The 26,768-nt window shown below is 43.7% G+C and carries 28 protein-coding genes; 25 read left to right on the top strand and 3 right to left on the bottom strand.

The features are described 5' to 3' along the window. The first annotated feature begins 416 nt into the window (after positions 1-416). From rppH to CXF86_RS03170, 9 genes are all read left to right on the top strand, one after another. Positions 417-938, top strand: coding sequence for an RNA pyrophosphohydrolase (gene rppH, locus CXF86_RS03210; protein WP_101090497.1), 522 nt, complete (start codon positions 417-419; stop codon positions 936-938). Positions 939-953: 15 nt separating this feature from the next. Next, positions 954-3,191 (top strand): phosphoenolpyruvate--protein phosphotransferase, encoded by a 2,238-nt coding sequence (gene ptsP / locus CXF86_RS03205; RefSeq protein WP_101090496.1) that lies wholly within the window; start codon positions 954-956, stop codon positions 3,189-3,191. A gap of 234 nt (positions 3,192-3,425) precedes the next feature. Further along, positions 3,426-4,226 carry a sulfite exporter TauE/SafE family protein gene (locus CXF86_RS03200; protein WP_101090495.1) on the top strand — a complete coding sequence of 267 codons (801 nt, stop codon included), beginning with the start codon at positions 3,426-3,428 and terminating at the stop codon, positions 4,224-4,226. An 80-nt stretch (positions 4,227-4,306) separates the two neighbouring features. Beyond that, complete coding sequence (locus CXF86_RS03195; RefSeq protein WP_101090494.1) at positions 4,307-5,158, top strand: thymidylate synthase; 852 nt, start codon at positions 4,307-4,309, stop codon at positions 5,156-5,158. 323 nt (positions 5,159-5,481) lie between these two features. Beyond that, on the top strand, positions 5,482-6,657 hold the full coding sequence (gene nhaA / locus CXF86_RS03190; protein ID WP_101090493.1) for a Na+/H+ antiporter NhaA: 1,176 nt from the start codon (positions 5,482-5,484) through the stop codon (positions 6,655-6,657). Next, entirely contained in the window at positions 6,654-7,037 is a 384-nt protein-coding gene (locus CXF86_RS03185; protein WP_101090492.1) for a hypothetical protein, read from the top strand. The genes nhaA and CXF86_RS03185 overlap by 4 nt, the downstream gene beginning before the upstream one ends. Positions 7,038-7,101: 64 nt before the next feature. Next, positions 7,102-8,010 carry a transcriptional activator NhaR gene (gene nhaR, locus CXF86_RS03180; protein ID WP_102038314.1) on the top strand — a complete coding sequence of 303 codons (909 nt, stop codon included), beginning with the start codon at positions 7,102-7,104 and terminating at the stop codon, positions 8,008-8,010. 80 nt (positions 8,011-8,090) lie between these two features. After that, a complete protein-coding gene (locus tag CXF86_RS03175) occupies positions 8,091-8,342 on the top strand; it encodes an FAD assembly factor SdhE (protein WP_232775204.1) in 252 nt (83 codons plus the stop codon). Continuing rightward, positions 8,323-8,748, top strand: a complete 426-nt coding sequence (locus tag CXF86_RS03170) for a protein YgfX (protein WP_102038313.1) — start codon at positions 8,323-8,325, stop codon at positions 8,746-8,748. The genes CXF86_RS03175 and CXF86_RS03170 overlap by 20 nt, the downstream gene beginning before the upstream one ends. A 16-nt stretch (positions 8,749-8,764) precedes the next feature. Here the strand turns inward: CXF86_RS03170 and nadB are convergent, their stop codons facing one another. Continuing rightward, positions 8,765-10,375 (bottom strand): L-aspartate oxidase, encoded by a 1,611-nt coding sequence (gene nadB, locus CXF86_RS03165; protein WP_101090489.1) that lies wholly within the window; start codon positions 10,373-10,375, stop codon positions 8,765-8,767. Between the two features lie 451 nt (positions 10,376-10,826). Here nadB and rpoE point away from each other — a divergent pair, with 451 nt between their 5' ends. The 13 genes from rpoE to CXF86_RS03100 all read left to right on the top strand — a co-directional run bounded on the left by rpoE (position 10,827) and on the right by CXF86_RS03100 (position 21,715). Continuing rightward, positions 10,827-11,405, top strand: a complete 579-nt coding sequence (gene rpoE, locus CXF86_RS03160) for an RNA polymerase sigma factor RpoE (RefSeq protein WP_101090488.1) — start codon at positions 10,827-10,829, stop codon at positions 11,403-11,405. A gap of 25 nt (positions 11,406-11,430) precedes the next feature. Beyond that, positions 11,431-12,027 carry a sigma-E factor negative regulatory protein gene (locus CXF86_RS03155; RefSeq protein WP_101090487.1) on the top strand — a complete coding sequence of 199 codons (597 nt, stop codon included), beginning with the start codon at positions 11,431-11,433 and terminating at the stop codon, positions 12,025-12,027. Between the two features lie 12 nt (positions 12,028-12,039). Then, positions 12,040-12,972 carry a MucB/RseB C-terminal domain-containing protein gene (locus CXF86_RS03150; RefSeq protein WP_101090486.1) on the top strand — a complete coding sequence of 311 codons (933 nt, stop codon included), beginning with the start codon at positions 12,040-12,042 and terminating at the stop codon, positions 12,970-12,972. Positions 12,973-12,984: 12 nt separating this feature from the next. Continuing rightward, on the top strand, positions 12,985-13,449 hold the full coding sequence (locus CXF86_RS03145) for a SoxR reducing system RseC family protein (RefSeq protein WP_101090485.1): 465 nt from the start codon (positions 12,985-12,987) through the stop codon (positions 13,447-13,449). 132 nt (positions 13,450-13,581) lie between these two features. After that, the gene (gene lepA / locus CXF86_RS03140) at positions 13,582-15,372 is read left to right on the top strand and encodes a translation elongation factor 4 (protein ID WP_101090484.1); all 1,791 of its coding nucleotides are present in this window, start codon (positions 13,582-13,584) and stop codon (positions 15,370-15,372) included. A 137-nt stretch (positions 15,373-15,509) separates the two neighbouring features. Next, a complete protein-coding gene (gene lepB / locus CXF86_RS03135) occupies positions 15,510-16,427 on the top strand; it encodes a signal peptidase I (protein ID WP_101090483.1) in 918 nt (305 codons plus the stop codon). Position 16,428: 1 nt separating this feature from the next. Next, positions 16,429-17,106: a ribonuclease III gene (rnc, locus tag CXF86_RS03130; protein WP_101090482.1), complete on the top strand. Its 678-nt coding sequence runs from the start codon at positions 16,429-16,431 to the stop codon at positions 17,104-17,106. Further along, a complete protein-coding gene (gene era / locus CXF86_RS03125) occupies positions 17,103-18,095 on the top strand; it encodes a GTPase Era (protein WP_101090481.1) in 993 nt (330 codons plus the stop codon). Before rnc ends, era begins: the two co-directional genes overlap by 4 nt. A 254-nt stretch (positions 18,096-18,349) precedes the next feature. After that, positions 18,350-19,063, top strand: a complete 714-nt coding sequence (gene recO / locus CXF86_RS03120) for a DNA repair protein RecO (RefSeq protein ID WP_101090479.1) — start codon at positions 18,350-18,352, stop codon at positions 19,061-19,063. A gap of 103 nt (positions 19,064-19,166) precedes the next feature. Beyond that, complete coding sequence (pdxJ, locus tag CXF86_RS03115) at positions 19,167-19,904, top strand: pyridoxine 5'-phosphate synthase (protein WP_101090478.1); 738 nt, start codon at positions 19,167-19,169, stop codon at positions 19,902-19,904. 86 nt (positions 19,905-19,990) lie between these two features. Then, positions 19,991-20,386 carry a holo-ACP synthase gene (gene acpS, locus CXF86_RS03110; protein WP_101090477.1) on the top strand — a complete coding sequence of 132 codons (396 nt, stop codon included), beginning with the start codon at positions 19,991-19,993 and terminating at the stop codon, positions 20,384-20,386. A gap of 72 nt (positions 20,387-20,458) precedes the next feature. Further along, positions 20,459-20,752 (top strand): hypothetical protein, encoded by a 294-nt coding sequence (locus tag CXF86_RS03105; RefSeq protein WP_257982772.1) that lies wholly within the window; start codon positions 20,459-20,461, stop codon positions 20,750-20,752. A gap of 423 nt (positions 20,753-21,175) precedes the next feature. Beyond that, the gene (locus tag CXF86_RS03100) at positions 21,176-21,715 is read left to right on the top strand and encodes an Mpo1 family 2-hydroxy fatty acid dioxygenase (RefSeq protein ID WP_102038312.1); all 540 of its coding nucleotides are present in this window, start codon (positions 21,176-21,178) and stop codon (positions 21,713-21,715) included. Positions 21,716-21,780: 65 nt separating this feature from the next. On the opposite strand, the gene CXF86_RS03095 is transcribed toward CXF86_RS03100, so the two are convergent. Both CXF86_RS03095 and CXF86_RS03090 read right to left on the bottom strand, forming a co-directional pair. Next, positions 21,781-23,055, bottom strand: a complete 1,275-nt coding sequence (locus tag CXF86_RS03095) for an HlyC/CorC family transporter (protein WP_101090475.1) — start codon at positions 23,053-23,055, stop codon at positions 21,781-21,783. Positions 23,056-23,177: 122 nt separating this feature from the next. After that, a complete protein-coding gene (locus tag CXF86_RS03090) occupies positions 23,178-23,966 on the bottom strand; it encodes a cytochrome C assembly family protein (RefSeq protein ID WP_101090474.1) in 789 nt (262 codons plus the stop codon). Between the two features lie 405 nt (positions 23,967-24,371). On the opposite strand from CXF86_RS03090, the gene ffh reads away from it, so the two are divergent. The 3 genes from ffh (at position 24,372) to rimM (ending at position 26,766) form a co-directional block, all read left to right on the top strand. Then, positions 24,372-25,745 carry a signal recognition particle protein gene (gene ffh / locus CXF86_RS03085; protein WP_101090473.1) on the top strand — a complete coding sequence of 458 codons (1,374 nt, stop codon included), beginning with the start codon at positions 24,372-24,374 and terminating at the stop codon, positions 25,743-25,745. Between the two features lie 218 nt (positions 25,746-25,963). Then, positions 25,964-26,215: a 30S ribosomal protein S16 gene (gene rpsP / locus CXF86_RS03080; protein WP_101090472.1), complete on the top strand. Its 252-nt coding sequence runs from the start codon at positions 25,964-25,966 to the stop codon at positions 26,213-26,215. Between the two features lie 20 nt (positions 26,216-26,235). Then, positions 26,236-26,766 (top strand): ribosome maturation factor RimM, encoded by a 531-nt coding sequence (gene rimM, locus CXF86_RS03075; protein WP_101090471.1) that lies wholly within the window; start codon positions 26,236-26,238, stop codon positions 26,764-26,766. Positions 26,767-26,768 lie beyond the last annotated feature (2 nt).

The raw sequence follows: 26,768 nt of genomic DNA, 5'->3' as shown, positions 1-26,768 counted from the left end.
TTATTTGCTTTTTTATGACTCTATATACTTGCACTTGTGAATAACATCATTATCCCAGCTATCTGTTTTTAGATTTTAAATTGGCTGGTTAAATAACGTACAGTTAAGGTTTGCTTAAGATCGATGGATGTCTTTTTTCGTATTAAGCTTTTGTTTTTATAGGTTAATTAAGGTAGCTTAAATCGATGCTTTGTTTTGTTATCTCATGCTGATAGTGAAGTTATTTGGACTTCTAGAGAGTTTCCAACAGAGATATCCACAGATTTTGTGGATATAATTGCATTTATAGGTTTGCTCCTGTTGATAAGGTTTGAGTTTGCTTAGATTTATCCAACAAATATGCGGAACAGATATTTGCTGCAACGCGAGCTTTGTGAAACAATCAATTCATTAATAGTTAATAGTTTGGAGTCCATGTGATTGATAGTGACGGCTTTCGCGCAAATGTGGGCATCATTATCTGTAATCGCTCTGGGCAGGTTATGTGGGCTAGAAGATTTGGCCAACATTCCTGGCAATTTCCTCAAGGTGGCGTTGACGAAGGTGAGTCAGCAGAAGAAGCCATGTATCGTGAGTTATACGAAGAAGTAGGATTAAAGCCAGAACATGTGCAAATCCTAACCTCTACACGATCTTGGTTACGCTATAGACTCCCGAAGCGATTGATCAGACAAGATAGTAAACCCGTTTGTATCGGGCAAAAACAAAAATGGTTTTTATTACAGTTAAAAAGTGCTGAAAGTGCCATTAATTTAAACGCCTGTGGCCATCCTGAATTCGATGATTGGCGTTGGGTCAGTTATTGGTACCCTGTTAGACAAGTGGTTTCATTTAAACGCGATGTTTATCGAAAAGTCATGAAAGAGTTTGCGCCGACAACACTGCCTTTGCAGATTAAAGAGTCGAACCATAAAAGAAGAGGTATGCGCAGAATTTAAAGGAGGTTTGCGTTAGTGCTAAAAACACTTAGGGATATAACACAAGTCGTTGCTTCAGCCAGAGATCTTGAATATGCGCTGGAGCAGCTTGTGCGGCAGACCAAACTGGCAATGGCAACGGAATGTTGCTCTGTCTATATATTGGAACAACAACAACTGGTCCTATCCGCAACAGACGGGCTTGAGCCCGATGCCGTTAATCGCGTTAGTTTGCCACTGACTCAAGGGTTAGTCGGCTTGGTCGCACAGCGTGAGGAAGCGGTAAACCTTGCTGATGCGTCTGCTCACCCTCGATTTAAATTACTTCCTGAAGTATCTGAAGAAGCTTATAACGCATTTCTTGCAGTTCCCATTGTTTATCAAAAGTCCGTCATCGGCGTCATCGTTGTCCAGCAGACTCAAACTAGGCTATTTAGCGAGGGAGAAGAAGCCTTTTTAATGACGTTGGCAGCGCAGCTCGCCATGGCGATTAAAGGACTAAAGCGCAGGGCTGTGGTAAACCACACCGCACAGCAACCACTCTATTATGAAGGTAAATCAGCATCGAAAGGGATTGCGATTGCTAAAGCTTTGTTGCTTGGTGGGCAGATATCGTTTGATCTCTCAGAGGTTAAGATAACCGCGATTACTCAAGAAGAGGTTCGCCTTAAATTGGCAATGAGTCGCTGTAAGGATTTGCTTGCTAGCTTATCTCAACGTTTCGATAGAGAGAAAGATGAAGAAGCGGCTTCGATTTTTACCGCATTATTATTGTTACTAGAAAAAGCCAGTTTAGGTGGCGAGTACATTAAAGAGGTGCGGTTAGGCTGGAGTGCAGAAACGGCTATTTGTCGCGTATCTAAGCATTATATTGCCCACTTTAATAGCATGGAGGATCTCTATCTAAAAGAGCGTGCCAGTGACATTAAAGATATTGGACGACGTGTGCTGAGGCAGTTGATTGAGCCTGAGAAGATCATTCTTGAGCCCGATACGCCGGTTATTTTAATCGCTCGGGAAGCGAGTACAACCTTACTTGCTGAATTTCCTAGACGAAAACTGGCAGGGATTGTCACTGAACTTGGCGGCGTTAATTCCCATGCTGCAATATTAGCGCGTGCGTTAGGCGTACCTGCCATCATCGGGGTTAATGGTATTTTAAACGCAGGGCTTGATAAGCGACAAGTGATTATTAACGCCAATAGAGGCCAGCTGCTGGTTGAGCCTTCTGCCACTATATTATCTGAATATAAAAGTCTAATAGCCGCTGAAAAAGCGCTGCAACGCCGATATGCCGCAGAATTACCCTTACCAACGGTGACGATTGATGGCTTAAGGGTTTACCTCTATATCAATAGTGGTTTAATTAGCAGTATTGATTCTGATACAGGCTGTGACTCTGATGGTATCGGTTTATACCGTACCGAAATTTTGTTCATGTTGAAGCAGTGTTTTCCTGGAGAGCAAGAACAGTTAGAGGTTTATCGCAAAGTGCTGACCGCAGCCAAAGGCAAACCTGTAGTCATGCGTACATTAGACGTGGGGGGTGATAAGCCGCTTGATTATTTCCCGATCGTTGAAGATAACCCGTTTCTCGGTTGGCGCGGAATAAGACTTAGTTTAGATCACCCTGAGTTGTTTTTAGTGCAGTTAAGGGCAATGCTACAAGCCGCAAGTGATACTGATCAGCTGCATGTTTTACTGCCAATGGTGAGTAATTTAGAGGAGATTGACTTAGCGTTAGTCTACTTTGAACAGGCACATCAAGAGCTCACCACTGAGCTGGGTAGGGTGATATCTATGCCTAAGGTCGGTATCATGTTGGAGGTCCCTGTATTGCTTTATCAGTTAGATGAAGTTGCAAAACGGGTCGACTTTGTCTCTGTTGGTTCAAATGACTTAACGCAATACTTACTCGCGGTAGATCGTAATAACCCAAACGTGAATGCTCTTTTTGATAGCTATCATCCAGGGGTGCTTCGGGCACTTAAATTTGCACTTGAACGATGCAAAGCTAATCAGCTTTCCATCAGTGTCTGTGGTGAACTGGCAGGAGAGCCCATAGGGGCAATGTTGTTAGTTGCCATGGGGTACGATCAGCTCAGCATGAACCAGGCCAGTTTATCCAGGATCAATTATCTACTGCGCAGAGTCTCCAAACAGGAGCTCAGTGTGCTTTTAGAAGAAGCGCTGACGCTGACGTCTGGAGAGGAGGTAAAGTCGCTTGTCAGCGATTATTGTGAAGAAAAGGGCTTACTGGCTCTACTAAACTAATACCAATTGCATTGAGTCATTCGTCAATTGAAAAACGCCCACGCTTTTCTATTCAATGCGCATTGGCGAAAGAATGGTTATTCGCTGATGAGCCAATGCAAAGCAGAAGTGGAATGCTTGAGCGCTTTCTACGGAATGAACAGATACTTAATACAATTGGTATGATTAGCTATTAACTAACTCAGCCTATTGCTTTAAGCTTGGGGCACAATCGAATATTTTAAGGGTATTAGCGTGGAAAGCTGGCTTTTTATATTTAGTATATGTCTTGTGCTTGGTGCTGTTATTGGCTTCATGGCGGGGTTATTAGGTATTGGTGGTGGGCTAATAGCGGTACCAGCGCTATTGCATATATTACCCAAAGTAGGGGTTCCAGCTGAACATCTGCCACATGTTGCGATAGCAACATCACTTGCTGCCATTATTCTTACATCACTGTCTTCTGCTCGTGCTCACCATAAACGCGAAAACATTCCTTGGCAGCTTTTTAGAACCATGCTTCCAGGATTTGTCCTTGGCGCGATCTGCTCAGGTTTTATTTCTGAATTGATTGCCGCAAATCTGTTACAGCAAATCTTTGCTGTTTTTGTCATGTTGATGGCAGTTCAAATGGCTTTCCCAATCAGACCGAACTCTAATCGTGCAATGCCTAGCACTACGGCTCTCTTTTTTGCTGCGGTAATGATAGCGCTCATCGCTGGATTGATGGGAATTGGTGGTGGTGTATTACTGATCCCATTCCTGACTTGGTGTGGGTTGCAGATGCGTTATGCTATTGGCTTTTCATCAGCAACAGGTTTGCTCATCGCACTCTTTGGTAGCATTGGCTATACATTAGCTGGCTGGAATGTTGCTTCATTACCAGAAGGGACGTTAGGCTTTATCTATCTCCCTGCCTTACTTGGTATTGTAACGACATCGATGTTAATTGCACCATTAGGTGCCAAGGCCGCGACCAATTGGCCAACCGCTAAGTTGAAAAAAATATTTGCAGTATTTTTGGCCTTTGTTGGTTTAAAGCTGGTACTCACTTAATGCGACTCCAAAATGAGAGTCGCTTGTCATTGTAATCAAACCGACTTCAAATCGGTCTTTGTTTTTATAGGTAAATTTTCATGAAACAGTATTTAGAACTTTGTCAAAGGATCATTGATGAAGGCACATGGGTTGAGAATAGTCGTACCGGTAAACGGTGTCTTACTGTGATCAATGCTGACTTGGTTTACCACGTAGATAAGAACGAATTCCCGTTAATTACCACACGAAAGAGTTTCTGGAAAGCAGCGATTGCGGAGATGCTGGGCTACATTCGTGGCTATAACAACGCGGCAGATTTTCGTAGTATTGGAGCCAAAACTTGGGATGCTAATGCTAACGATAATCAGGCGTGGCTTGATAACCCATACCGTAAAGGAACTGATGATATGGGACGGGTATACGGCGTCCAAGGTCGAAGTTGGAATAAACCTGACGGTGGCTCAATAGATCAATTGCGTAAGATAGTCGATAACTTGTCTAAAGGCATTGATGATAGAGGCGAGATACTCAGCTTTTATAATCCAGGCGAGTTTCATATGGGATGTTTAAGACCTTGTATGCACACGCATAATTTTTCATTACTGGGTGATACTTTGCATCTGACCAGCTTTCAACGCTCTTGTGATGTGCCGCTTGGGCTGAATTTTAATCAAGTACAAGTATTTACACTCTTGGCGTTAATTGCGCAGATTACCGGTTTTAAAGCGGGTACTGCTTATCACAAAATAGTAAATGCGCACATTTATGAAGATCAGTTAGAGCTGATGCAAAATGTGCAGTTAACGCGCAGTCCATTTGCATCACCGAAGTTATCTATTAACCCTGATATTAAGTCGTTAGAAGATTTGGAGACATGGGTAACAATGGCTGATTTTGAAGTGACAGGTTATGAGCATCACGAGGGTATCAAATACCCATTTTCTGTCTAATTCACGCTTTATTGACTCGCTTTGGTCGATATTTTCGAGGCGAGTCAGTTTGTAACACTGAATGTTTAGTCAGCATTTCAGCAGAAAAAGTTGTACTGCATAGATAGTTTACTCATTTCATCACTTTAAATGGCGTATTTTCAAAATAATATGCGTTAATTACTTCCTCATCTTTCATTATCTACTTTCCTAATTGATATTTAGTCATCTCAGGCTTACACTGGACACTTCGGATATTCCGATGTATTAAGCTGACGCAAACGAATATTCAGATCGTATGTAATCGGCTACACTCGTTACATTGAGATTTTATGGAGCGTAATATGGAACGGGCTATTAGGAATTTTTTAAGCCAAGAGTCAGCAGGCGGCATTCTTTTGATGATTGCTGTTGTGCTAGCAATGATTTTAGCAAACTCGCCTTTAGCGGGAATGTATCAGGGTTTTCTTGATACCGAGATGCAAGTGCGTGTCGGCAGTTTAGATATTGATAAAACATTAATTCACTGGATTAATGATGGCCTTATGGCGCTTTTCTTTATGCTTATTGGTTTAGAAGTGAAAAGAGAGCTGCTAGAAGGGGCATTATCGAGTCGAGCACAGGCTTCATTACCTACCTTTGCAGCAATCGGTGGCATGGTTTTCCCTGCCGCAGTATATCTCATCTTTAATTACTCTGACCCTATTACGCAAGTGGGTTGGGCTATTCCTGCTGCGACTGATATCGCTTTTGCATTGGGGATAATGGCGCTTTTAGGCAGTCGAGTTCCGGTTTCTTTAAAAGTGTTTTTGTTAGCGTTAGCCATTATCGATGATTTAGGCGTCGTTGTTATTATCGCATTGTTCTATAGCACTGACTTATCAACCATAAGTTTGTTGATTGCGGCTGCGGCAATTGTTGGTCTGGTAGGGCTTAACCGTAAGGGGATTACTGCGCTTGGTCCCTACGGTGTATTAGGCATGATTTTGTGGATCGCGGTGTTGAAATCTGGAGTGCATGCCACTTTAGCAGGTGTGATCATTGCTTTTTGTATTCCGCTGCGCGCTAAAGATGGTTCATCACCATCAGAAAGTTTAGAACATGGTTTACACCCGTGGAGTACATTCATCATCTTGCCAATCTTTGCTTTCGCTAACGCAGGCGTCGACTTAGGAGGCATGAGCTTAAGTTCATTGCTATCGCCAGTACCATTAGGGATCGCACTCGGTCTGCTTATCGGTAAGCCATTGGGTATTATGTTATTTAGTGTTCTTGCGGTAAAACTCAAGCTAGCTGTTTTGCCTGATGGCGTCGGTTGGAAGCAGATAATGCCGGTGGCAGTGATGTGTGGTATTGGTTTTACAATGTCTATGTTTATCTCCTCGCTTGCCTTTGTTGGTGAAGGGCAGATGTATGGTGATTATGCGAGACTGGGCATTCTGTTAGGTTCATTTGCCTCGGCAACAATAGGATACTTTTGGTTATCTAGCGTGTTGCCTAAGAAAGGAGAGAAAGCATGAGAATAGTCCTATTAACACTGGTATTAGCATTGGGTTTTAGCACTACTGCTTCAGCGTCACAAATTGATGCCTGCAATGAAGATATAAAAGATTTTCATTGCCAGAATTATCTTGAAGGTATCGTTGATGGTGCCCTTATGTTTAAAGGTGCGGCAGTTGGTGAGCGTTTGGAGTCCAATGATTATGAATCGCGCGCGCTCAAATATAGAGGTGGTAAACGTTTTCAAGAAGCAAACCGGACCTTCTGTCAAAACCGGATCCCTGATAGAGATGAGTTAGTCGCAGGACTGGCTGAAGCGTTTAGCGTCGGCAAGATTGAAAATACGGAAGATTTGTCAACGGCGATGTTTGGTCTTATGGACTGCCAACGTTTAAAGTAGCTCAATAGCATTATGGGGTGACTTTGTAGTCACCCCATTTGCGTATTAACAATGGCATTTTTATATGGCAAATCTTAACTATAACCATCTGTACTATTTTTGGATGATCCAAAAGCAAGGCTCTGTTGCGAAAGCCGCTGAGGCATTATGCTTAACACCGCAAACAGTGACAGGTCAGATCCGAGTGCTGGAGAGCAGCCTTAAAGGTAGCCTATTCAAGCGCGTAGGCAGGTCATTAGAGCCTACTGAACTTGGTGAACTGGTATTTCGTTACGCAGATAAAATGTTTAGCCTTAGCTATGAGATGCTCGATCTGCTGAACTATCAGAAAGACGACAACATACGGTTTGAAGTGGGGATTGCTGCAGCGCTGTCAAAAGCACTAACGAGCCGGGTACTATTGTCAGTGGTTCCTAGTGATGGTTCGATGCATTTAGCCTGTTACGAGGCTACGCATGAAAGCTTAATGGAGCGACTTAGGGCCCATAAGTTGGATATGATTTTATCTGATTGCGCGGGTGAAAGCCTTAAATATCCAGAGATACTCTCTAAACAGTTAGGGGAGTGTGGTATTGCTTTTTTCTCTGCTGAGACGTATTCAAAACCCTTTCCTGAGTGTTTAGAGCAAGGCAAGCTACTCATACCCAGTAGAGGGACCTCGTTAGGACAGCAACTCGTGCGCTGGTTTGATGAGAAAAATCTAAATATCAGCATATTAGGTGAGTTTGATGATGCGGCTATGATGAAAGCCTTTGGGTTTTTTAAGCAAGGTATATTCGTGGCGCCATCAATATACAAGCAAGACATTTTAGCCCATGGGATGACGCTGCTTGGCGAAACGACCGATATTAAAGAGGTGTATCACGTGATGTTTGCTGAACGCATGATCCAACACCCAGCGGTGAAGCGTTTATTGAGTACCGATTTTTCAGAACTCTTTGCCGGCAAAGATGTAAAAGTTCAGCAACTATAACCATCCTATTTTCCTAAAGGCCATTTGGGTATACACTAACGGCATTGTAAAAGAGTGGAGTAATAAACTTGTCAGAATCAATGCCAGAACCCATGAAAATAGCTAGAGTTAGATGGGCTTGTCGTAGAGGCATGTTAGAGCTAGATGTGTTGTTACAGCCTTTTGTTGAGCTGCATTATGAAGCGATGTCTAATGCTGACAAAGATATTTTTGTAAAGCTTTTAGAGTCTGAAGACCCAGAGCTTTTTGCGTGGTTTATGGGACATGAAATCTGTAAAGATCCTGAATTCGCTGAGATGATTATTAGAGTTCGTGGTCGCCCAGCAGCATAGTTTTTATCTTTCCAGTTCTTTCGGCCAACGACTCTCGTTGGTCGTTATTGCAAGTATCTGTTTAATTTCCTTCCTGATTTGGCCCTATGGTGAATCAATCACTTATCTTTTGAGCAAATCACTGCTATTTACCCTGTGTATCGCTTACTTTAGTTGGCAGTTTTGGCAATTAAAACACTGGTCTTGTCAGTTTGTATTATCAGCAGAAGGCAATGGTCGGCTTAATCAGCAGCAGTGTTTTGTGCTCAAAGGTAAACCTATAGTGACTCCGTTTGCGGTGATGTTTGATATCCAATGTGACACTAAGGTCAAGAGACTGGTGGTATGGGCTGATATGTTGAACGACACAAACTATCGCCATTTGTGTCGTCTGCTACTGCAATCTGACCAAAGCCAGATTAACTAGCACTTGTTACACTTTACTATTTGGGCTGCAATATAGTCGGTTTAGGTGACGGGTCTTTATTCGGATGATCAATGTTGTAGTGCAAGCCACGGCTCTCTTTTCGCTCCATTGCGCTGCGGATGATGAGTTCGGCAACTTGGACAAGATTACGTAACTCTAGCAGGTTATTACTGACTCTAAAGTTGCTGTAATACTCTTGGATCTCTTGTTGTAGCATGGCGCAACGTCTTAAGGCACGCTCTAAACGTTTATCAGAGCGAACGATACCAACATAATCCCACATAAATAGCCGGAGTTCATGCCAGTTATGCGCGATAACAACCTCTTCATCTGAATTTGATACTTGGCTTTCATCCCAAGCGGGAAGTGTTCCCGGCATGGGGATTTTTCCAAGCTGGCTTTCAATATCTTCAGCTGCAGCTCTGGCAAAAACAAGACATTCAAGTAATGAATTACTGGCAAGACGATTGGCCCCGTGTAGCCCGGTATAGGCGACTTCGCCGATGGCATATAAACCATTTAAATCTGTCTGACCGTGTAAATCAGTCATAACGCCACCGCAGGTATAGTGCGCGGCAGGCACGACAGGGATCGGGTCAGTGGTAATATCGATACCAAACTCAAGGCAGCGCTTATAGATGGTAGGGAAATGCTTAATAACGAAATCTGCCGGCTTGTGAGTAATGTCTAAATACACACAATCTGCGCCTAAACGTTTCATCTCATAGTCTATTGTGCGAGCGACGATATCACGCGGTGCGAGCTCGGCTCTTTCGTCAAACTCAGGCATAAAGCGGCTGCCATCTGGACGGCGTAAAAACGCGCCTTCGCCTCTTAAGGCTTCTGTCATCAAAAAGTTGCGCGCATCGGCGTGATATAAGCAGGTTGGGTGAAACTGATTAAATTCCATATTGGCAACACGGCAGCCTGAACGCCAAGCCATAGCAATGCCATCGCCAGATGCGACATCGGGGTTTGAGGTGTATTGGTATACTTTAGAACAACCTCCCGTCGCTAATGCGACAAACCGTGCTTTGATTGTTTCTACCTGCTCTAAGTCACGATTCCAGACATAAGCACCTTGTACTCGATTGCCTGGGCGGTTTAATTTTCGAGTGGTGATTAAATCAATAGCGTTGTAACGTTCTAGTACTTGAATATTGGGGTGACGGCTTGCTTGCTCTTGAAGTGTGATTTGCACTTCTTTACCTGTGGCATCTGCTGCGTGCAAAATACGTCGATGGCTATGACCACCTTCACGCGTTAAATGATACGGCGCCTCTTCTGGACTACCATCGACAGTTTCTTCTTTATCAAAGGCAACACCACAGTCAATTAGCCATTGCATGGCTGATTTGGCATTTTCAGCGGTAAATTTAACCACTGGCTCATCACAAAGCCCTGCTCCAGCGACTAAAGTGTCGGCAACATGAGACTCAATAGTGTCATCTTCATCGAAAACAGAGGCTATACCGCCCTGGGCGTAATAGGTAGAACCTTCACTGAGAGGGCCTTTGGAAAGTAAAATAACCTTCGATTTTTCAGCAAGATGTAGAGCTAAAGTAAGACCGGCAGCACCACTGCCAATAACCAAAAGGTCAGATTGGTGTTCAACTACTTGTTTCATCAGGTATCATAGAGTGATCGGGGAGTTCGGACTATGTTAAACCAAGAAGTCTCATATGGATACTTATCAAGGGTCCATTTCTGTTTGGTTTAGATTTTACACTCATTATATATGTGTTGCGTAAGGTGCATATTGTTACAAACCCCGGTGATAAACATGCTGGTATCAGTGGCTTAAATTGGTAAGGTATGGTTGATTCGAATATGGGAGAAGGCATATTGAGTGTCAGTATGCTGATGATAAGAAACTGACTGTCTGAACAAGCCGTGGACGAAAGCGATTTGTTAGCCTGATATTAGGCTGTAAATAGGATATTAGTAGCTTCCCCTGAAAAGAAAATGACATCTTTGCAAATTTTTATAGAACTTTTTTGAAACTCGCTAGTCTACATAAGTGAATATGATTCGAGCGGCTGAGAAATCAGTATTAGATTTAGGAGTAGTCGGCTCGGATGAGTGGACAAATAAGTGATCAACAGTTAGTTGAGCGCGTACAGCGTGGTGATAAGAACGCTTTTAACCTTTTGGTACAAAAATATCAAAACAAGGTCGCAAATCTGATATCGCGATATGTGCGAAATCAGGCAGACGTTGCAGATGTGTCGCAAGAAGCTTTTATTAAAGCATATCGAGCGTTACCGAACTTTAGGGGCGAGAGTGCGTTTTACACGTGGTTGTATCGCATTGCAGTTAATACTGCAAAGAATCATCTGGTCGCACAAGGGCGTCGAACGCCTGCGAATGATATCGATGCTGAAGAAGCCGAGTATTATGATGGTAGTGACGCGTTAAAGGAGTTTGCATCTCCTGAACGGTTACTCTTGTCTGAAGAGATTCAAAAGGTCGTTTTCGACACTTTAGACACATTGCCAGAAGAATTGAAGATGGCAATCTCACTGAGAGAACTTGATGGTATGAGTTACGAAGAGATTGCTAATGTCATGGATTGCCCTGTAGGCACTGTAAGATCTCGGATCTTCAGAGCGCGAGAGGCAATCGATAAAAAGCTTAAGCCGTTGCTAGAACGCTAGCATCCTTGATAGAGATAGGTGAAAAATGGATAGATTAGGTCAGGAATGGGTCTCTGCTGCAGTCGATGGTGAACTCGACGAGCAAATGTTAGCTGAGTTAGCGGCTGACACAGATTCACATGAACAGTGGCGTGATTATCATATGATTGGTGATGCGATGCGTGGTGAATTGCCACAAACAATATCAGTTGATCTCAGTGCCAGTATTATGGCTGCTATTGATGACGAGCCTGCAATTGTAGCTCCTAAACAATCGACAGTTAAAACCAAGCCTGCAACCAGTAACGTTGTGCCATTTTTCAAACAATTTGGCCAATATGCGATTGCGGCAACGGTTGCTATGGTGGCAGTGGTTGGTGTCCAAAATTACAATCAAGAAACGTTACTGGATAACTCACCATTACCTGTATTGAGTACTCGCCCATTAATGGGTAGTGCATCGCCGGTGAGCCTGCAAACGGGTGCCGTTCAGCAAAACCAGAGCTATACAAATGAGCAAGTTGTAGACCAGCGTCGTCGTATCAATGCCTATATTCAAGATCATATGTTACAACAGAGATTGAATAATGGTGTGAATATAGAGGACAATGGCGAGGTAGATACAATACCTGTCAATCAGTAACAAGGAGCTCGCTTGCGTCTAATCCTATTGGCTATCTTAGCCATAAGTCTTCCCGCGATGGCGCAGGAAGACATACCCGCCAAAGCTTGGCTAGAAAATATGAGCCAAGCGCTGCGTGAACAAGAATTCAAAATATCCCTTATCCAAATTCAAGCCGATCATATTCGTCCATTGGTGTATATCCATGGCAAAGTTGATGGTCAAGAAGTGGCATTTTTAGAGCATCTCAATGGACCACCCAAAAATGCGGTGCGTGTTGGTAATACCGTTACATTCATTGAGCATGATCAACCCGCTTATAGCGTCCACGCTAATCGCATTCAAGGTGTTATTCCTGCAGCCTTTGCTGACGATGTCTCTAAGCTTGAAGCGGGGTATAAGTTTGTATTGGGTGGCCGTAGCCGAATAGCCGGAAGACCTGGGCAATTAGTGCGCATTATACCTAATGATACTAATCGTTACGGTTATCAGGTCTGGTTGGATATGGACACCTATTTACCATTACGATTCGATATGATTAATGATGACAAACAGCTCTTGGAGCAGCTTTTAGTGGTTGAGCTCCTGGTGTTGGAAGATGTTCCTTCGATATTGAAAGAGGCACACAAGCAAGAATGGCCTGCCGTTATGGCGCAGTCAGAGCGTGCCACTGGCGAAGATTGGAAATTCGGCTGGTTGCCTGAAGGCTTTAAAATCCTCGTAAAAGATCAACATCGATTAATTGGCAGTAAAGATGCGGTTGAATATATTGCTATTAGTGATGGTTTAGCCAGTATTTCTGTCTATGTCGCCAAAGCGGGTGATGCGCCGCTACCCGATGAACTTGTCACCCGAAATGGTTTATCATTTGCCACTGAGCGTGTTGGTAATGCAGAGGTTGTTGCTGTGGGGAAAGTACCTGCGGAAACACTGAGCCGTATTGCCAAGAGCATTATGCTGCAATAAGGAGTTTTGGGGATGATGGAAGAGATTGCCAAAGTTATTGCTAATAACAACTCTGGCTGGGTCGTTGTAGAGGTAGAGATGAAGAGTGCCTGTAATCACTGTGAAAGTGGGGATTCCTGTGGCACTTCTGCAGTCGCAAAAGCCTTTTCTTCAAAAGTTCAGCGTTTTTCGATTCAAACTGAACGTGTTTTAGCTAAAGGGGAGCGTTTAAAGCTTGGCCTTCCTGAAAGCGTTATTCTAAAAGCGGCCTTATTAGTTTATATGCTGCCATTAATGGGTTTCTTTATTGGCGCTTATAGTGGCAACGTTTTAGCGACTGCTGTTGATGTCAATCAAGACCTGTTATCGATAATAGGGGCGCTGATTGGAGGCGTAAGTGCTTGGGCTGTAGGAAAGAAGTTTGCTAAAGCGCTAGAGGAAAAGGCACTGCCAATCATCATTAAATCGCTTGGCACACCGATAGATATAGCGCAATAACCGCAGTTACGTAGCCGCGGGTTTAATATTCCATTGTAAAATCATTTTAAAAATTGGTATTAAAGCCGCAATCGGGTACAATTCTGCACCTTAAAAATTGTTTTTCAACTTCGAGTTTAGTCATCCCGCATAATGAAGCATATTAGAAACTTTTCGATTATTGCCCATATTGACCATGGCAAATCAACACTCTCAGATCGCCTTATCCAAGATTGCGGTGGTTTATCCGATCGTGAAATGGCTTCCCAGGTTTTAGATTCAATGGATCTAGAACGTGAGCGCGGTATTACTATTAAAGCGCAAAGCGTGACTTTGGATTATAAGGCTAATGATGGTGAAACTTACCAACTCAACTTTATTGATACACCAGGTCACGTCGATTTCTCTTATGAGGTGTCACGTTCCTTAGCGGCTTGTGAAGGCGCGTTATTGGTCGTTGACGCAGGACAGGGGGTTGAAGCACAAACCGTCGCCAACTGTTATACCGCCTTAGAGATGAAATTGGACGTTGTCCCTGTCTTAAACAAAATCGATTTGCCACAAGCTGATCCCGAGCGCGTTGCAGAAGAGATTGAAGATATTGTTGGTATTGAAGCTGCTGATGCCGTGCGCTGCTCCGCTAAAACGGGTGTAGGTATTGCTGAAGTACTTGAGGTCATCGTGGCACAGATTCCGCCACCTGAAGGCGATCCAGATGCACCTCTTCAAGCCTTGATCATCGACTCATGGTTTGACAGCTATTTAGGTGTCGTTTCACTTGTTCGTATTAAGCACGGCAAGCTGAAAAAAGGCGACAAGTTTAAAGTCATGTCTACGGGGCAAAACCATACGGCTGACCGAGTGGGTATATTTACCCCTAAACAGACCGATACTGACGCGCTCAATACGGGTGAAGTTGGTTTTGTTATCGCCGGCATTAAAGAGATCCATGGCGCTCCAGTTGGTGATACGCTGACGCTTGCCAAAAATGGTGCACTTGAGCCATTACCCGGATTTAAGAAAGTTAAGCCACAGGTTTACGCGGGTGTTTTCCCTATATCGACTGACGATTACGAAAGCTTTCGTGATGCATTGAACAAGCTAAGCCTCAATGATGCTTCGTTGTTCTTTGAGCCTGAAACATCATCTGCGCTTGGTTTTGGTTTCCGCATCGGCTTCTTGGGTTTACTCCATATGGAGATTGTCCAAGAGCGTTTAGAGCGTGAGTACGACCTAGATTTGATCACCACAGCACCTACGGTAGTTTATGAGGTGATTGGTACTAAAGGCGAGACAATTTACGTTGATAACCCGTCTGATTTGCCTGCAATTAACAACATCGAAGAGATGCGTGAACCTATCGTAGAAACCAATATTTTGGTTCCTAAAGAGTACTTGGGTAACGTTATTACTTTATGTGTTGAAAAACGTGGCATGCAGACCAACATGGTTTATCACGGTAACCAAGTGGCAATCACCTACGACATGCCAATGGCTGAAGTGGTCATGGACTTCTTTGACCGTTTAAAATCAACCAGTCGTGGTTATGCTTCACTTGAATACAATTTTAGCCGCTTTGAGCCTGCAGATATGGTTCGCCTTGATATCTTGATCAATGGTGACAGAGTTGATGCATTAGCGATGATCACCCATAAAGGTAGTGTTCGTCAGCGCGGTCTTGCTCTGGTTGATAAGATGAAAGAGCTTATCCCTAGACAGATGTTCGATATTGCAATTCAGGCTGCTATTGGTAGTCAGATTATTGCGCGTTCATCTATTAAGGCTTTACGTAAAGATGTTACCGCTAAATGTTATGGTGGCGATATTTCGCGTAAGAAGAAGCTGTTGCAGAAGCAAAAAGACGGTAAGAAACGCATGAAACAAGTGGGTAACGTTGAAGTACCACAAGAAGCGTTTTTAGCAGTGTTAAAACTTAATGATTAAGTTAATCGATTAAGATTTGTTAATATATCGCTAGAGTTTGCGCCGCAGTTTGCGGCGCTTTCATTACTGGCGTATAACCTTAGTGACAGCGGTATTTTCATCGCTACCCAATTATGTTCGGCAGGAGTTAATTAATAATGGCAGCCTATTTTTCTCTTATTTTAGTCTTTGTCACGCTAGGCAGTGGTCTAGTTTGGATGGCGGATGCGCTTTTATTTGCGCCTAAGCGTCGTGAGAAGTTGGCAATGGCTCAAGCTGCAGAAGTTGATCTAAATGAAGACAGTATTGAAGTTATCATGCGCGAGTCAGCGTTTGTTGAAACGGCAAAGTCAATCTTCCCCGTGATTGCGTTCGTACTTATTCTACGCTCTTTTATTTATGAGCCATTTCAGATCCCATCAGGCTCAATGATGCCGACATTATTAGTCGGTGACTTTATTCTGGTAGAGAAGTTTAGTTACGGGATTAAAGATCCTGTATGGCGCTCAACCCTAAAGGAAACGGGTAAGCCTGAACGTGGAGATGTGGCGGTATTCAAGTACCCTGAAAATCCAAAAATCGACTATATCAAGCGTATTGTTGGTTTGCCTGGCGATAGAATTGTATACCGTAATAAACAACTTTCTATCCAACCTGCTTGTGCTGAAGGTCAAAGTCCTTGTCCTGAATTAAAAGTGGTTGAGCGTGTTTCGGTTAACCGTGGCGAGTTTTCGCAAGATGGTACGCCATTATTGCGTTATAAAGAGCAGCTTGGTGATGTTACTCATGACATCTTAATTAACCCGTCTCGACCAGACATGATTAATTACTATCATCGCCAAGAGAACGTACCGTTAACTGAATTTATTGTTCCAGAAGGACAGTATTTTGCAATGGGCGATAACCGCGACAACAGTACAGACAGTCGTTTCTGGGGCTTTGTACCCGAACAAAACTTAGTCGGTAAAGCGGTCGCTATTTGGATTAGTTTTGAATTTGACAGAACGGCTGCTGACTTATTGCCAGCTTGGATCCCAACAGGGGTACGTTTTAACCGTGTAGGCGGAATTGTGTAATATGGAACCGATTAAAAATATCCCTAGACTATGCCGTACTTTAGGTTATGTGTTTGCAGACCAAGCATTCTTAGATCAGGCGCTAACACATCGAAGTGCGTCTAATAAGCATAATGAACGACTTGAGTTTTTAGGTGATTCAATACTTTCAATTGTGATTTCTGATGCGCTATATCATCAGTTTCCTAAAGCAACTGAAGGCGATTTAAGCCGCATGAGAGCGACATTAGTCTGCGGGAAAATGCTCGCAGAGATTGCTATTGAGTTTAAGCTCGGCGATTACCTAAAGCTTGGCCCAGGCGAACTCAAAAGTGGCGGTTTTAGACGAGAATCTATTTTAGCCGATGCGGTAGAAGCCATTATTGGTGCTATCTATCTTGATTCAGAAATCGAGAATTGCCGAAGGCTAGTCCTTAATTGGTATGCATCGCGTTTGGACATTATCGAGCCGATTAACCAGAAAGATCCAAAGACTTTGCTTCAAGAGCATTTGCAGAAGTTCAGAAAACCACTGCCTATTTATAAAGTCGTCCATACTGAAGGGGATGCTCACGAGCAAACCTTTACCGTTGAATGTGTTGTAGAAGACTTGAAACAAGCCGTTGCTGGGGTTGCTAGTTCACGCCGAAAAGCAGAACAAAGTGCAGCCGCTCAAGTGTTGGAGTTAATAAAGAAATGAGTAACAACAAAGATTTACCAGAGAGCAATGAGCCGAGTTTAGATGACTTACTCGCACAGATGAATAACCCTTCATCAGCGGTTAAGTATGCAGTGACTTATTGCGGTATGGTGGCGATAGTAGGGCGACCAAATGTTGGTAAATCGACTTTGCTTAACAAACTGTTAGGCCAAAAAGTCAGTATTACCTCTAAAAAGCCTCAAACGACTAGACACCGTATTATGGGAATTCATACTGACGGTCCACGACAGGTGGTATTTATTGATACCCCCGGTTTGCACATGGAAGAGAAGCGCGCCATTAACCGTTTAATGAACCGTGCTGCCGCCAGCTCGCTTGCCGAAGTCGCCTTAGTTATCTTTGTGGTGGACGGCATGACTTGGACCGCTGATGACGACATGGTACTGCGTAAATTACAGAGCCGTGACGATGGCCGTAAAACAATATTAGCCATCAATAAAGTGGATAATATTAAAGATAAAAAAGCACTGTTCCCGTATCTGCAAGAGTTAGCTAAAAAGTTTGATTTTGATGAAATTCTGCCTATATCGGCGACTCAAGGCACTAACGTGCAACGTATCTTGGATATGTCAGTTGAGGTTGTGCCGGAGTCTCCACATTTCTTCCCTGAAGATTATGTGACGGACCGTTCGCAAAAGTTTATGGCATCAGAAATCGTTCGTGAAAAACTCATGCGTTTTTTAGGTGACGAACTGCCTTACGATTGTACGGTTGAGATTGAGCAGTTTAAGATGATGGAAAACGGCGTTTACCAGATCAACGCATTAGTCTTGGTTGAGCGTGAAACGCAAAAGCGGATGGTGATTGGTAATAAAGGCGAGCGTATTAAGACCATCAGTTCTGCCGCCCGTGTTGATATGGAAACCCTGTTTGATAATAAGGTTTTCTTAGAGATGTGGGTTAAGGTCAAATCAGGTTGGGCTGATGATGAACGCGCATTGCGTAGCTTAGGTTACGGCGACGAGTAATCATTTACTTCGCTTGACAATAATGCCTCTTTTTAGCAATAAGAAGAGGCATTTTTATACCTATCCTTATTGAATCGTGATTAACTCTCTACAGTCGGTTAAAGCCGATAGAGCCGGGTAAAGCCGATAGAGCCGATACAGCCGATACAGCCGATACAGCCGATAAAGCCGATACAACCGATACAACTGATAAAATGACACATGCTATGATGTTTTGTTGTTTTAATGCATTTACCCTTTAGGATTTAATCATTATGGAGCGTGGATACGTTCTTCATACTCGACCCTTTCGCGAGTCTAGTGTACTCGTTAATCTATTGGTTGATGGTAAGGGTCGTGTTGACGCTGTGGCACGACTAGGAGGCGCAAAAAATTCAATCCGCAGCATAGTGCAGCCCTTCCAGCCAATCATTTTTCAATTACAGGGCAAGTCGGATTTAAAGAATTTAAAGCAAGTTGAAGCGGCTAGTCCAGCAGTGCCGTTAAGCGGTGATTGTTTATATTCAGGTCTCTATCTTAACGAGTTGCTTATCCGCTGCCTAACCGTGCAGCACAGTGCCGAGGATCTATTTTTTAATTATCATCAAACACTCATCGCAATGGCAAAAGGGTTTGACCAAATCCAGTTGCGTTATTTTGAATTAGCATTGCTGCAAGAGTTAGGCACGATGCCATCGCTCGAAAATGATCCGTCGGGGGCGTTCATTACGGCCAGTGGCTTCTACCGTTTGGATATGGAACATGGCTTTATGCCCGTCGTTGCGACAGCGTTTAATCAACACAAATTCTTTACCGGCGCAATGTTAGTCGCGCTCAAGGATCAATCCCTATCAGCCCAACATTCAACGGAAGCCAAGAAGCTGATGCGGCAGCTATTAGCACCTACCCTGGGCGATAAACCATTGCACTCACGCAGCTTGTTTATCAAGAAACGTGCAAATTCAGGCAACACTGTCCGGAAAGGGTAATCTTGGCTAATTCAATGGCGTAACGACCAGCCCCTCGCTAGCTAAACGTTAAATCTCCCAGTACAATAGCCTTTTTATATTGTTGTCTATTTAAGGAATACACATGAGCCGGATCCTACTGGGCGTTAACATTGACCACATTGCTACGCTACGCCAAGCTCGCGGTACAAACTATCCTGATCCTGTTCATGCTGCCGCCGTCGCCGAACATGCTGGCGCTGAAGGTATTACCATCCATTTGCGTGAAGATCGCCGTCATATCATCGACAGAGATGTATATACGTTAGCGAAAACCTTAAAGACGCGCATGAACTTCGAGATGGCTGTCACCGATGAGATGCTTGATATTGCTTGCGATATTAAGCCTGCTTACGTTTGCCTAGTGCCAGAGAAACGTGAGGAGCTTACAACCGAAGGTGGTCTTGATGTTGCGGGCCAGCAAGACAAAATTGCAGCTGCTGTAGCACGTTTGACTCAAGAGGGCATTAAGGTCTCTTTGTTTATTGATGCAGATACCACTCAAATTGACGCGGCTGTTGCCGTTGGTGCTCCCGTGATTGAGATCCATACGGGTTGTTACGCAGACGCACTAACGGATGCCGATACCGCAACTGAACTTAGCCGTATCAGCGAGATGGCAACTTATGCCCATGGTAAAGGTTTAGTGGTTAATGCGGGTCATGGTTTGCATTACCATAACGTTAAGCCTATTGCCGCGATCCCTGAGCTTTACGAGCTTAATATCGGTCATTCGATTATCGCTCGCGCTGCTATCGATGGATTAGCGACGGCCGTACGTGATATGAAGCAGTTAATGGTCGAAGGTCGTCGAGGCGAGTAAAGGTTTTTAAAGCTGCTTTTAAAGCCGAGCGTAGCACTGAGCTATTCTCGGCTTTTGTTTAACTATCAGCGAGTGTTGAGGGATTTATGATTGTTGGCTTAGGTACAGATATTGTTGAGATTGCGCGTATCGAAGCGCGAGTCCCCAAAGCGGGAGAACAAGAGTTACACAATAACCGTCTCGCCAAAAGAGTACTCACGCCGACAGAGCATGCCTTGTTTGTTGATTCATCTAACCCCGGTCGCTATCTGGCTAAGCGCTTTGCTGCGAAAGAAGCCGCAGCCAAAGCACTAGGAACTGGCATAGGCCGTGGTGTGTCATTTCAACATATAGCGATCAGCAATAATGATAATGGCGCCCCTATCGTCACTTTTACTGCGGGTGCTGCTGATAGGCTCGCTGAGCTGGGTGGCGTGAGAGGGCATTTGTCTATTGCAGATGAGCAGCACTATGCCACAGCAACGGTAATTTTAGAGTCTTAGTTGCAAGGTCATTATTGAGCGCTAAGTATTGTTTAGCAAGATGATGCATTGAATAAGGCCCGGATAGAAAAAATGATCGAGAATAAATTAATACTGAGTTTGTTTATTATCGCCACACCAATATTACAAATAATTGGGCCTATGTATCTGATTGAGGTCGATAGAATTGATCATGAAGGTATTGCTACGGGGTTAGCGTTTTTATTCACTTGTGTTTTGTGGGTAGTAACGGTATTTATTGCAAGCTTAATCGTCGGTAAATTCGCATTTAAAAAATGGCGTTATGGGCTAGCTGCAAATATCCCCTTATTTGGTGCTGCGCTGGTTATGTTGAGCAGTATGGCTGATAGTGGTGCTTTTTCTTGATGTTATATTTCAGCAGTCTTACAGATAGCTAACCTTATTAAACTCCGCTTAACCAACGTCGTGGAATTCAATCATAAACTTGGGCAAGGAACATTGCTCGTCTGATCTGAATAGATTCATATATGCCGTGGTAGCTTAATGCCAAAGAGCGGGCTTCTCCTGCAGGTTTCCCCCAAGACGCTCTTACTAAGTCACATACATTTATACTGGCGTGTATTTAGATAGATGACTAATGCATCCGATGAGATCTTTAGTACATCACTTCAATGGAAATAGGCTTGCTGCACTTTTTGAGAGCAAACTTACCAAGACTTGATATCCGGGCTGAATATTTGCTCTATTAATCGAGGGTAAAATCCTTTAGGTTAAAGATAAGTTAAATAATAACTATAATGAGACTTGATCAAGTATGGAGACACTAAGATGAAATCCGCCGTTGAGCAGTTATCGACCTATAAAAGCGTGCATTTAAATCCGAGTAATATAAAGACGCATTTCTTTGGTGTACCGCTTATCATCTGGTCCGCTTTTGTCGGTTTTAACCTTATTCCAATCAACTTTGTGGTGTTTGACGATCCAGCCATTAGCTTTAATGTGGCCACCATTTTTGCAGTCATTGTTTTAGCTTACTATTTTATGTTGCATGCAAAGTTAGCTATCGGCTTAACCTTGTTTATCATTCCAGTGCTCTACACCTCGAGTGTCGTTGCTCGATATGATGGCGCTGGTTATATCGCGATTGCGACGTTTATTGTGGGATGGATTATTCAGTTTATCGGCCACAAATATGAGAAAGCTAAACCCGCTTTTGTTGATGACCTTAATCAATTACTCATAGGGCCATTCTTTTTGATGGCTGAAGTGTATTTTAAGTTGGGTTTAGAAAAAGATTTATTAGCTGAAATAACCCCTATTGCACGAGATAAACGCAGAGCGATTGAAGCGGCAAAAAAGGTAAAGTAGCATAACGGCAATCGTCACAAAAAAAACGCTAATCAATGATTAGCGTTTTTAGGGGGATTTAGTGGTTAATGTTTGGGTTGCTCATAATGCTGAGGTAGCACCCGCACTGTCTTGACCATGTTATCACCCAGTTTGATGACTTCAATGGGGTAACCAGCAATACGCATGCTGGTTTTTACTGTTGGGATCTCTTCAAGATGCTCTAATATCAAACCATTGAGGGTTTTAGGGCCGTCAATCGGAAAGTGCCATTCCATCTCTTTATTCAATTCACGGATGTTGATGGTGGCTTCAATAAGAAAACTGCCATCTTGTTGTTCGCAAATATCTTCACTCGGGGTGGCAAGCATCGATGTGGTGTAGTCACCTACAATCTCTTCGAGAATATCCTCTAAAGTAACGAGTCCTTGAATGTCGCCATACTCATCAACGACGAGACCAATACGTTCTTTGTTTTGCTGAAAGTTGCTCAGTTGTACGTTGAGGGGGGTGCCTTCAGGAATAAAGTACAACTCTTTTACGGCGCGCAGTAATGAAGATTTGCTGAACTGCTCTTTAGACTGCAATCGTAATGCATCACGCAAATGAACAAAGCCGACAGCGTCATCGACTGTGTCGCGGTAGAGTAGAACGCGAGTATGTGGGCTCTGAATGACCTGTTTATTAATGCTCTTAAATTCGTCATTGATGTTGATGGCATATAAGTCTGAGCGCGGCACCATGACATCTTCTACCGTCACCTTCTCTAAATCCATGATCGACAATAGCATCTCTTGATGTCGCCTTGGGATCAATGCACCAGCTTCGTGCACAACAGTGCGCAGCTCTTCTTGGCTTAATGCGTCTGAGGTTTTTGTCGAGTTGATGCCCGCGAGTTTGAGCACTCCAGAGGTGATGCCATTAACGATTTTTACAAATGGTGACAGCACGATGAGTAAGAACTGTAATATAAAGCTTGATGGAAAAGCGATACGTTCTGGGTGCAATGCAGCAAATGTTTTGGGGGTGACTTCGGCAAAAACCAGTACCACTAATGTTAATACACCGGTAGAGATGGCAATACCAACATCACCAAATAGGCGGAGGCCTATAATCGTTGCAATGGATGAGGCTAGGATATTGACGAGGTTGTTGCCAATGAGAATAAGGCCAATCAGCCGATCCGGCCGCTCCAACAGCTTAGTGGCTCGAATCGCCCCTTTATGGCCGCTAGATGCTAGATGGCGTAGACGATATCGGTTTAAGGTCATCATCGCGGTTTCAGACCCTGAGAAATAGGCTGAAAGTAGAATTAAGACGCACAGAACAGACAATAGTACGCCAGTGGATATTTCGTCCAAAAGTTGGAGCTCCGCAGTGGATAAATAAAAGCTGTAAAAATTAGTAATTACAGATATTTCGAAAGCATGTCAAGTTTGGCTCAATGCTGAACTGATTGAGCCAAAGTTGACTAAGATGAGAATTAGCTGAGGATTAACTCTTTAACGATGCGGGCACCAAAGTACGCGAGCGTCAACAACACTCCCCCTGTTAGGGTATAGGCAACGGCAGTTCTAATTTTACAACCCACCCAATATTGCTGGGCTAACATACCAATGTAGACGCACCAAGCCAGGATAGACAGAATCGCTTTGTGACCTTTGCCTTCTTCAAACATATCATCGAGGAAGATAAAACCAGTCGCAAGCGCTAAGCTCAATAAAATTACGCCGACAATAACAAGATGATACAGCTGTTTTTCAACGGTCATCAGAGGCGGCATTGTTGATGTCATAATGAGCTTTTTATTCTTGAGTCGACGCTGAATAATCGCTAACTGGATGGCATATAACGCCGCAATCATTAAGGCACTGTAGGCCATTAATGACAGCACTACGTGCACGAGTACATCTGGGTGGATGTCAAAGTGCGTAATATACTCTGGTGGTACTAGCCATAAAAGGGCAACCGAGATCACCGAACAGGCATATACCACAGGCACAACGACGATGACTTTAAGACGGAACATTAAGACGGTGAAACTAAAGGCGATGATCCAATTCACCATTGAGATGACATTGGTCAGGCTAAAGTTTTGTCCATTACCCGTAAAAATAGCTTGCGATAGCGCTGCCGCGTGTAAAACAACACCAATGGCTGCGACACCCGCAACTAATTTTCGGTTGGGTCCGTCTGCGTGAAAAAGACGAGTCGCGACGAGTATCAAAGCAATACTGTAAAAAAACATGGCTGACGCTGAAAAAATAACCATTGAGTATTAACCTATTGTTTTGTTGACTATTGTTTTATTAACTTGTTGGCTGAGCCAAAAAGTTAAAGCAGACTAAACGACATTTATATTAACCTGATTCATGCAGAAGTTAAATTACTGAATCACAAATCGTAACGCGCTGTGTTTCCATTCTAAACGCACTCGGTTTTAATCACGGAAATCGCGTACAACGCTAGCCATTAGAGTAACATGAGCTCGGGTTAGTGGGCAGTGGCATTCGGTGCATAATTGAGTGGATTATATGTCTTAGGTCGGTTTTTTCGCAAAATGTTGCCTCTAGGGGCAAATGTAAACCAAGTTACTTGGTGCATTGAGTAGCATAATATCTGGGCATCGCTATAATACGGGCCATCAATATCAATTTTAAACGGTAAGAACTGGATAATGTTTGAGAACTTAACTGACAGACTGTCACGTACGCTGAAAAATATCAGCGGCCGTGGTCGCTTAACGGAAGAGAACGTTAAGGAAACCTTGCGCGAAGTTCGCATGGCGCTACTTGAGGCCGACGTTGCCTTACCAGTTGTACGTGACTTTGTTAATAGCGTAAAAGAGCGCGCTGTCGGACAAGAGGTATCCAAAAGCCTAAGTCCCGGCCAGGCGTTTATTAAGATTGTTCAAAGTGAGCTAGAAAATTCGATGGGTGAAGCTAATGAAGCTTTGAACCTGTCAGCTCAACCGCCAGCAGTGATAATGATGGCCGGCCTGCAAGGTGCGGGTAAAACCACCAGTGTCGCGAAACTTTCTAAGTTCTTACGCGAGCGCGAAAAGAAATCTGTTCTGGTTGTGAGTGCCGATGTATATCGTCCTGCTGCAATCAAGCAGCTCGAAACGTTAGCGGCAGAAGTGGAAGTCGAGTTCTTCCCATCAGATGTCAGCCAAAAACCGGTTGATATTGCTAAAGCAGCCATTGCGCACGCTAAGCTTAAGTTCATTGATGTTGTTATTGTCGATACTGCAGGTCGTTTGCATGTTGATGAAGCCATGATGGATGAGATTAAAGAGCTTCACGCTACCGTTAATCCAGTCGAAACCTTGTTTGTGGTTGATGCCATGACAGGTCAAGATGCGGCAACTACGGCCAAAGCCTTTAACGAAGCATTGCCTCTTACGGGTGTCGTATTGACCAAGGTTGATGGTGATGCACGAGGCGGTGCTGCACTGTCGATTCGCCATATTACCGGTAAGCCAATTAAGTTCTTGGGTGTGGGTGAGAAAACCGACGCACTAGAAGCTTTCCATCCTGACAGAATTGCTTCACGTATTCTTGGTATGGGCGATGTATTGTCGCTTATAGAAGAAGTTGAGCGCGGTGTCGACCAAGACAAGGCGATGAAGCTTGCGGCAAAAGTAAAGAAAGGCGGTAACTTCGATCTAGAAGATTTCCGCGAACAGCTGCTGCAAATGAAGAACATGGGCGGCATGATGAACATGATTGAGAAGCTTCCTGGCGTGGGTCAGTTACCACCAGAAGCGCTTGCTCAAGTTCAAGACGGTAAAATGACCGGCCAAATGGAAGCCATTATTAATTCAATGACGAAAGGTGAGCGTCAGCGCCCTGATATTATTAAGGGTTCACGTAAACGCCGCATTGCGATGGGTTCTGGTACACAAATTCAAGACGTAAACCGTTTGCTTAAACAGTTTACGCAAATGCAGAAAATGATGAAGAAAATGTCGGCTAAAGGCGGCATGAAAAAGATGATGCGCGGTATGAGCGGTATGTTACCACCGGGCATGAAAATGCCTGGACGCTAGTCTATTATTAATTGTTCCGTATCTAATTTTACAGGCTAGGGTGAGTTTTCATTCTAGCCTGTGAATCGTTTTTGGCGTAATAAACGTCGATTACGGTTGCATTCGCTGGTCAGTCAGGTAATATCTGCCAGCTTTCTATCTGGGGCTCTCCGCGAACACGGAGTTTCAGTTTTTATTTTTGCTTGATAAAAAGCAAATCATTAGAGGATACAAAACGCATGGTTACCATTCGTTTAGCTCGTGGCGGCGCAAAAAAGCGTCCATTTTATAACATCGTTGTTGCTGACAGCCGTAACGCCCGTGACGGTCGTTTCATTGAGCGTGTTGGCTTTTTTAACCCATTAGCTCGTGGCCAAGAAGAAGCTTTACGCTTAGATCTTGACCGTGTTGAGCATTGGGTTGCTAACGGTGCTGCTACATCTGATCGTGTAGCAAAATTGATCAAAGACGCTCGTAAAGCAGCTGCTTAATAGCGTTAAGGTATAGATTGATGAGCAGTAAACAAGAACCCGTCGTACTTGGTAAATTAGGTTCAAGTCATGGCATTAAAGGTTGGTTGAAGATCACTACCTATACCGATTCTGTTGAAGGTATTTTTGATTATTCTCCTTGGTTGTTAAAAGAGCAAGGTGAATGGCGCGAGGTTAAAGTCCTCCAGTGGCGCATGCAAGGTAAAGCGGTTGTCGCTTGTCTTGAAGGCGTAGAAACACGGGATCAGGCTCAGGCACTTACAAATTGTGAGATTGCCGTACCCGCTGAACAGATGAACGTTTTGCCAGAAGATGAATTCTACTGGCGAGATCTTATCGGATGTGAAGTGGTTAATACCAAAGGCTATAACATGGGTAAAGTGCAGGAGATCGTGGAAACAGGATCAAATGACGTACTTCTTGTTAAGGCTAACGCGAAAGATGGCTTTGGCAAAGCGGAACGAATGGTTCCCTTTGTTACCGAACAGTTCATCCTAAAGGTGGATTTGACGGCAAAACAGATTTTAGTGGATTGGGATCCGGACTTTTAAGT

The sequence above is a fragment of the Shewanella sp. GutCb genome, from assembly GCF_002836135.1.
In the GTDB taxonomy this organism is placed as follows: domain Bacteria; phylum Pseudomonadota; class Gammaproteobacteria; order Enterobacterales; family Shewanellaceae; genus Shewanella.
This window is presented reverse-complemented; position numbering and strand designations above follow the sequence as displayed.

Bases quoted from the DNA above. Each gene is read 5' to 3' on its own strand.
- CXF86_RS03195 (WP_101090494.1), top strand. From the start codon at position 4,307: ATGAAACAGTATTTAGAACTTTGTCAAAGGATCATTGATGAAGGCACA.
- nhaA (WP_101090493.1), top strand. From the start codon at position 5,482: ATGGAACGGGCTATTAGGAATTTTTTAAGCCAAGAGTCAGCAGGCGGC.
- CXF86_RS03185 (WP_101090492.1), top strand. From the start codon at position 6,654: ATGAGAATAGTCCTATTAACACTGGTATTAGCATTGGGTTTTAGCACT.
- nhaR (WP_102038314.1), top strand. From the start codon at position 7,102: ATGGCAAATCTTAACTATAACCATCTGTACTATTTTTGGATGATCCAA.
- CXF86_RS03175 (WP_232775204.1), top strand. From the start codon at position 8,091: ATGCCAGAACCCATGAAAATAGCTAGAGTTAGATGGGCTTGTCGTAGA.
- nadB (WP_101090489.1), bottom strand. From the start codon at position 10,375: ATGAAACAAGTAGTTGAACACCAATCTGACCTTTTGGTTATTGGCAGT.
- rpoE (WP_101090488.1), top strand. From the start codon at position 10,827: ATGAGTGGACAAATAAGTGATCAACAGTTAGTTGAGCGCGTACAGCGT.
- CXF86_RS03155 (WP_101090487.1), top strand. From the start codon at position 11,431: ATGGATAGATTAGGTCAGGAATGGGTCTCTGCTGCAGTCGATGGTGAA.
- CXF86_RS03145 (WP_101090485.1), top strand. From the start codon at position 12,985: ATGATGGAAGAGATTGCCAAAGTTATTGCTAATAACAACTCTGGCTGG.
- lepA (WP_101090484.1), top strand. From the start codon at position 13,582: ATGAAGCATATTAGAAACTTTTCGATTATTGCCCATATTGACCATGGC.
- lepB (WP_101090483.1), top strand. From the start codon at position 15,510: ATGGCAGCCTATTTTTCTCTTATTTTAGTCTTTGTCACGCTAGGCAGT.
- rnc (WP_101090482.1), top strand. From the start codon at position 16,429: ATGGAACCGATTAAAAATATCCCTAGACTATGCCGTACTTTAGGTTAT.
- era (WP_101090481.1), top strand. From the start codon at position 17,103: ATGAGTAACAACAAAGATTTACCAGAGAGCAATGAGCCGAGTTTAGAT.
- recO (WP_101090479.1), top strand. From the start codon at position 18,350: ATGGAGCGTGGATACGTTCTTCATACTCGACCCTTTCGCGAGTCTAGT.
- pdxJ (WP_101090478.1), top strand. From the start codon at position 19,167: ATGAGCCGGATCCTACTGGGCGTTAACATTGACCACATTGCTACGCTA.
- acpS (WP_101090477.1), top strand. From the start codon at position 19,991: ATGATTGTTGGCTTAGGTACAGATATTGTTGAGATTGCGCGTATCGAA.
- CXF86_RS03105 (WP_257982772.1), top strand. From the start codon at position 20,459: ATGATCGAGAATAAATTAATACTGAGTTTGTTTATTATCGCCACACCA.
- CXF86_RS03100 (WP_102038312.1), top strand. From the start codon at position 21,176: ATGAAATCCGCCGTTGAGCAGTTATCGACCTATAAAAGCGTGCATTTA.
- CXF86_RS03090 (WP_101090474.1), bottom strand. From the start codon at position 23,966: ATGGTTATTTTTTCAGCGTCAGCCATGTTTTTTTACAGTATTGCTTTG.
- ffh (WP_101090473.1), top strand. From the start codon at position 24,372: ATGTTTGAGAACTTAACTGACAGACTGTCACGTACGCTGAAAAATATC.
- rpsP (WP_101090472.1), top strand. From the start codon at position 25,964: ATGGTTACCATTCGTTTAGCTCGTGGCGGCGCAAAAAAGCGTCCATTT.
- rimM (WP_101090471.1), top strand. From the start codon at position 26,236: ATGAGCAGTAAACAAGAACCCGTCGTACTTGGTAAATTAGGTTCAAGT.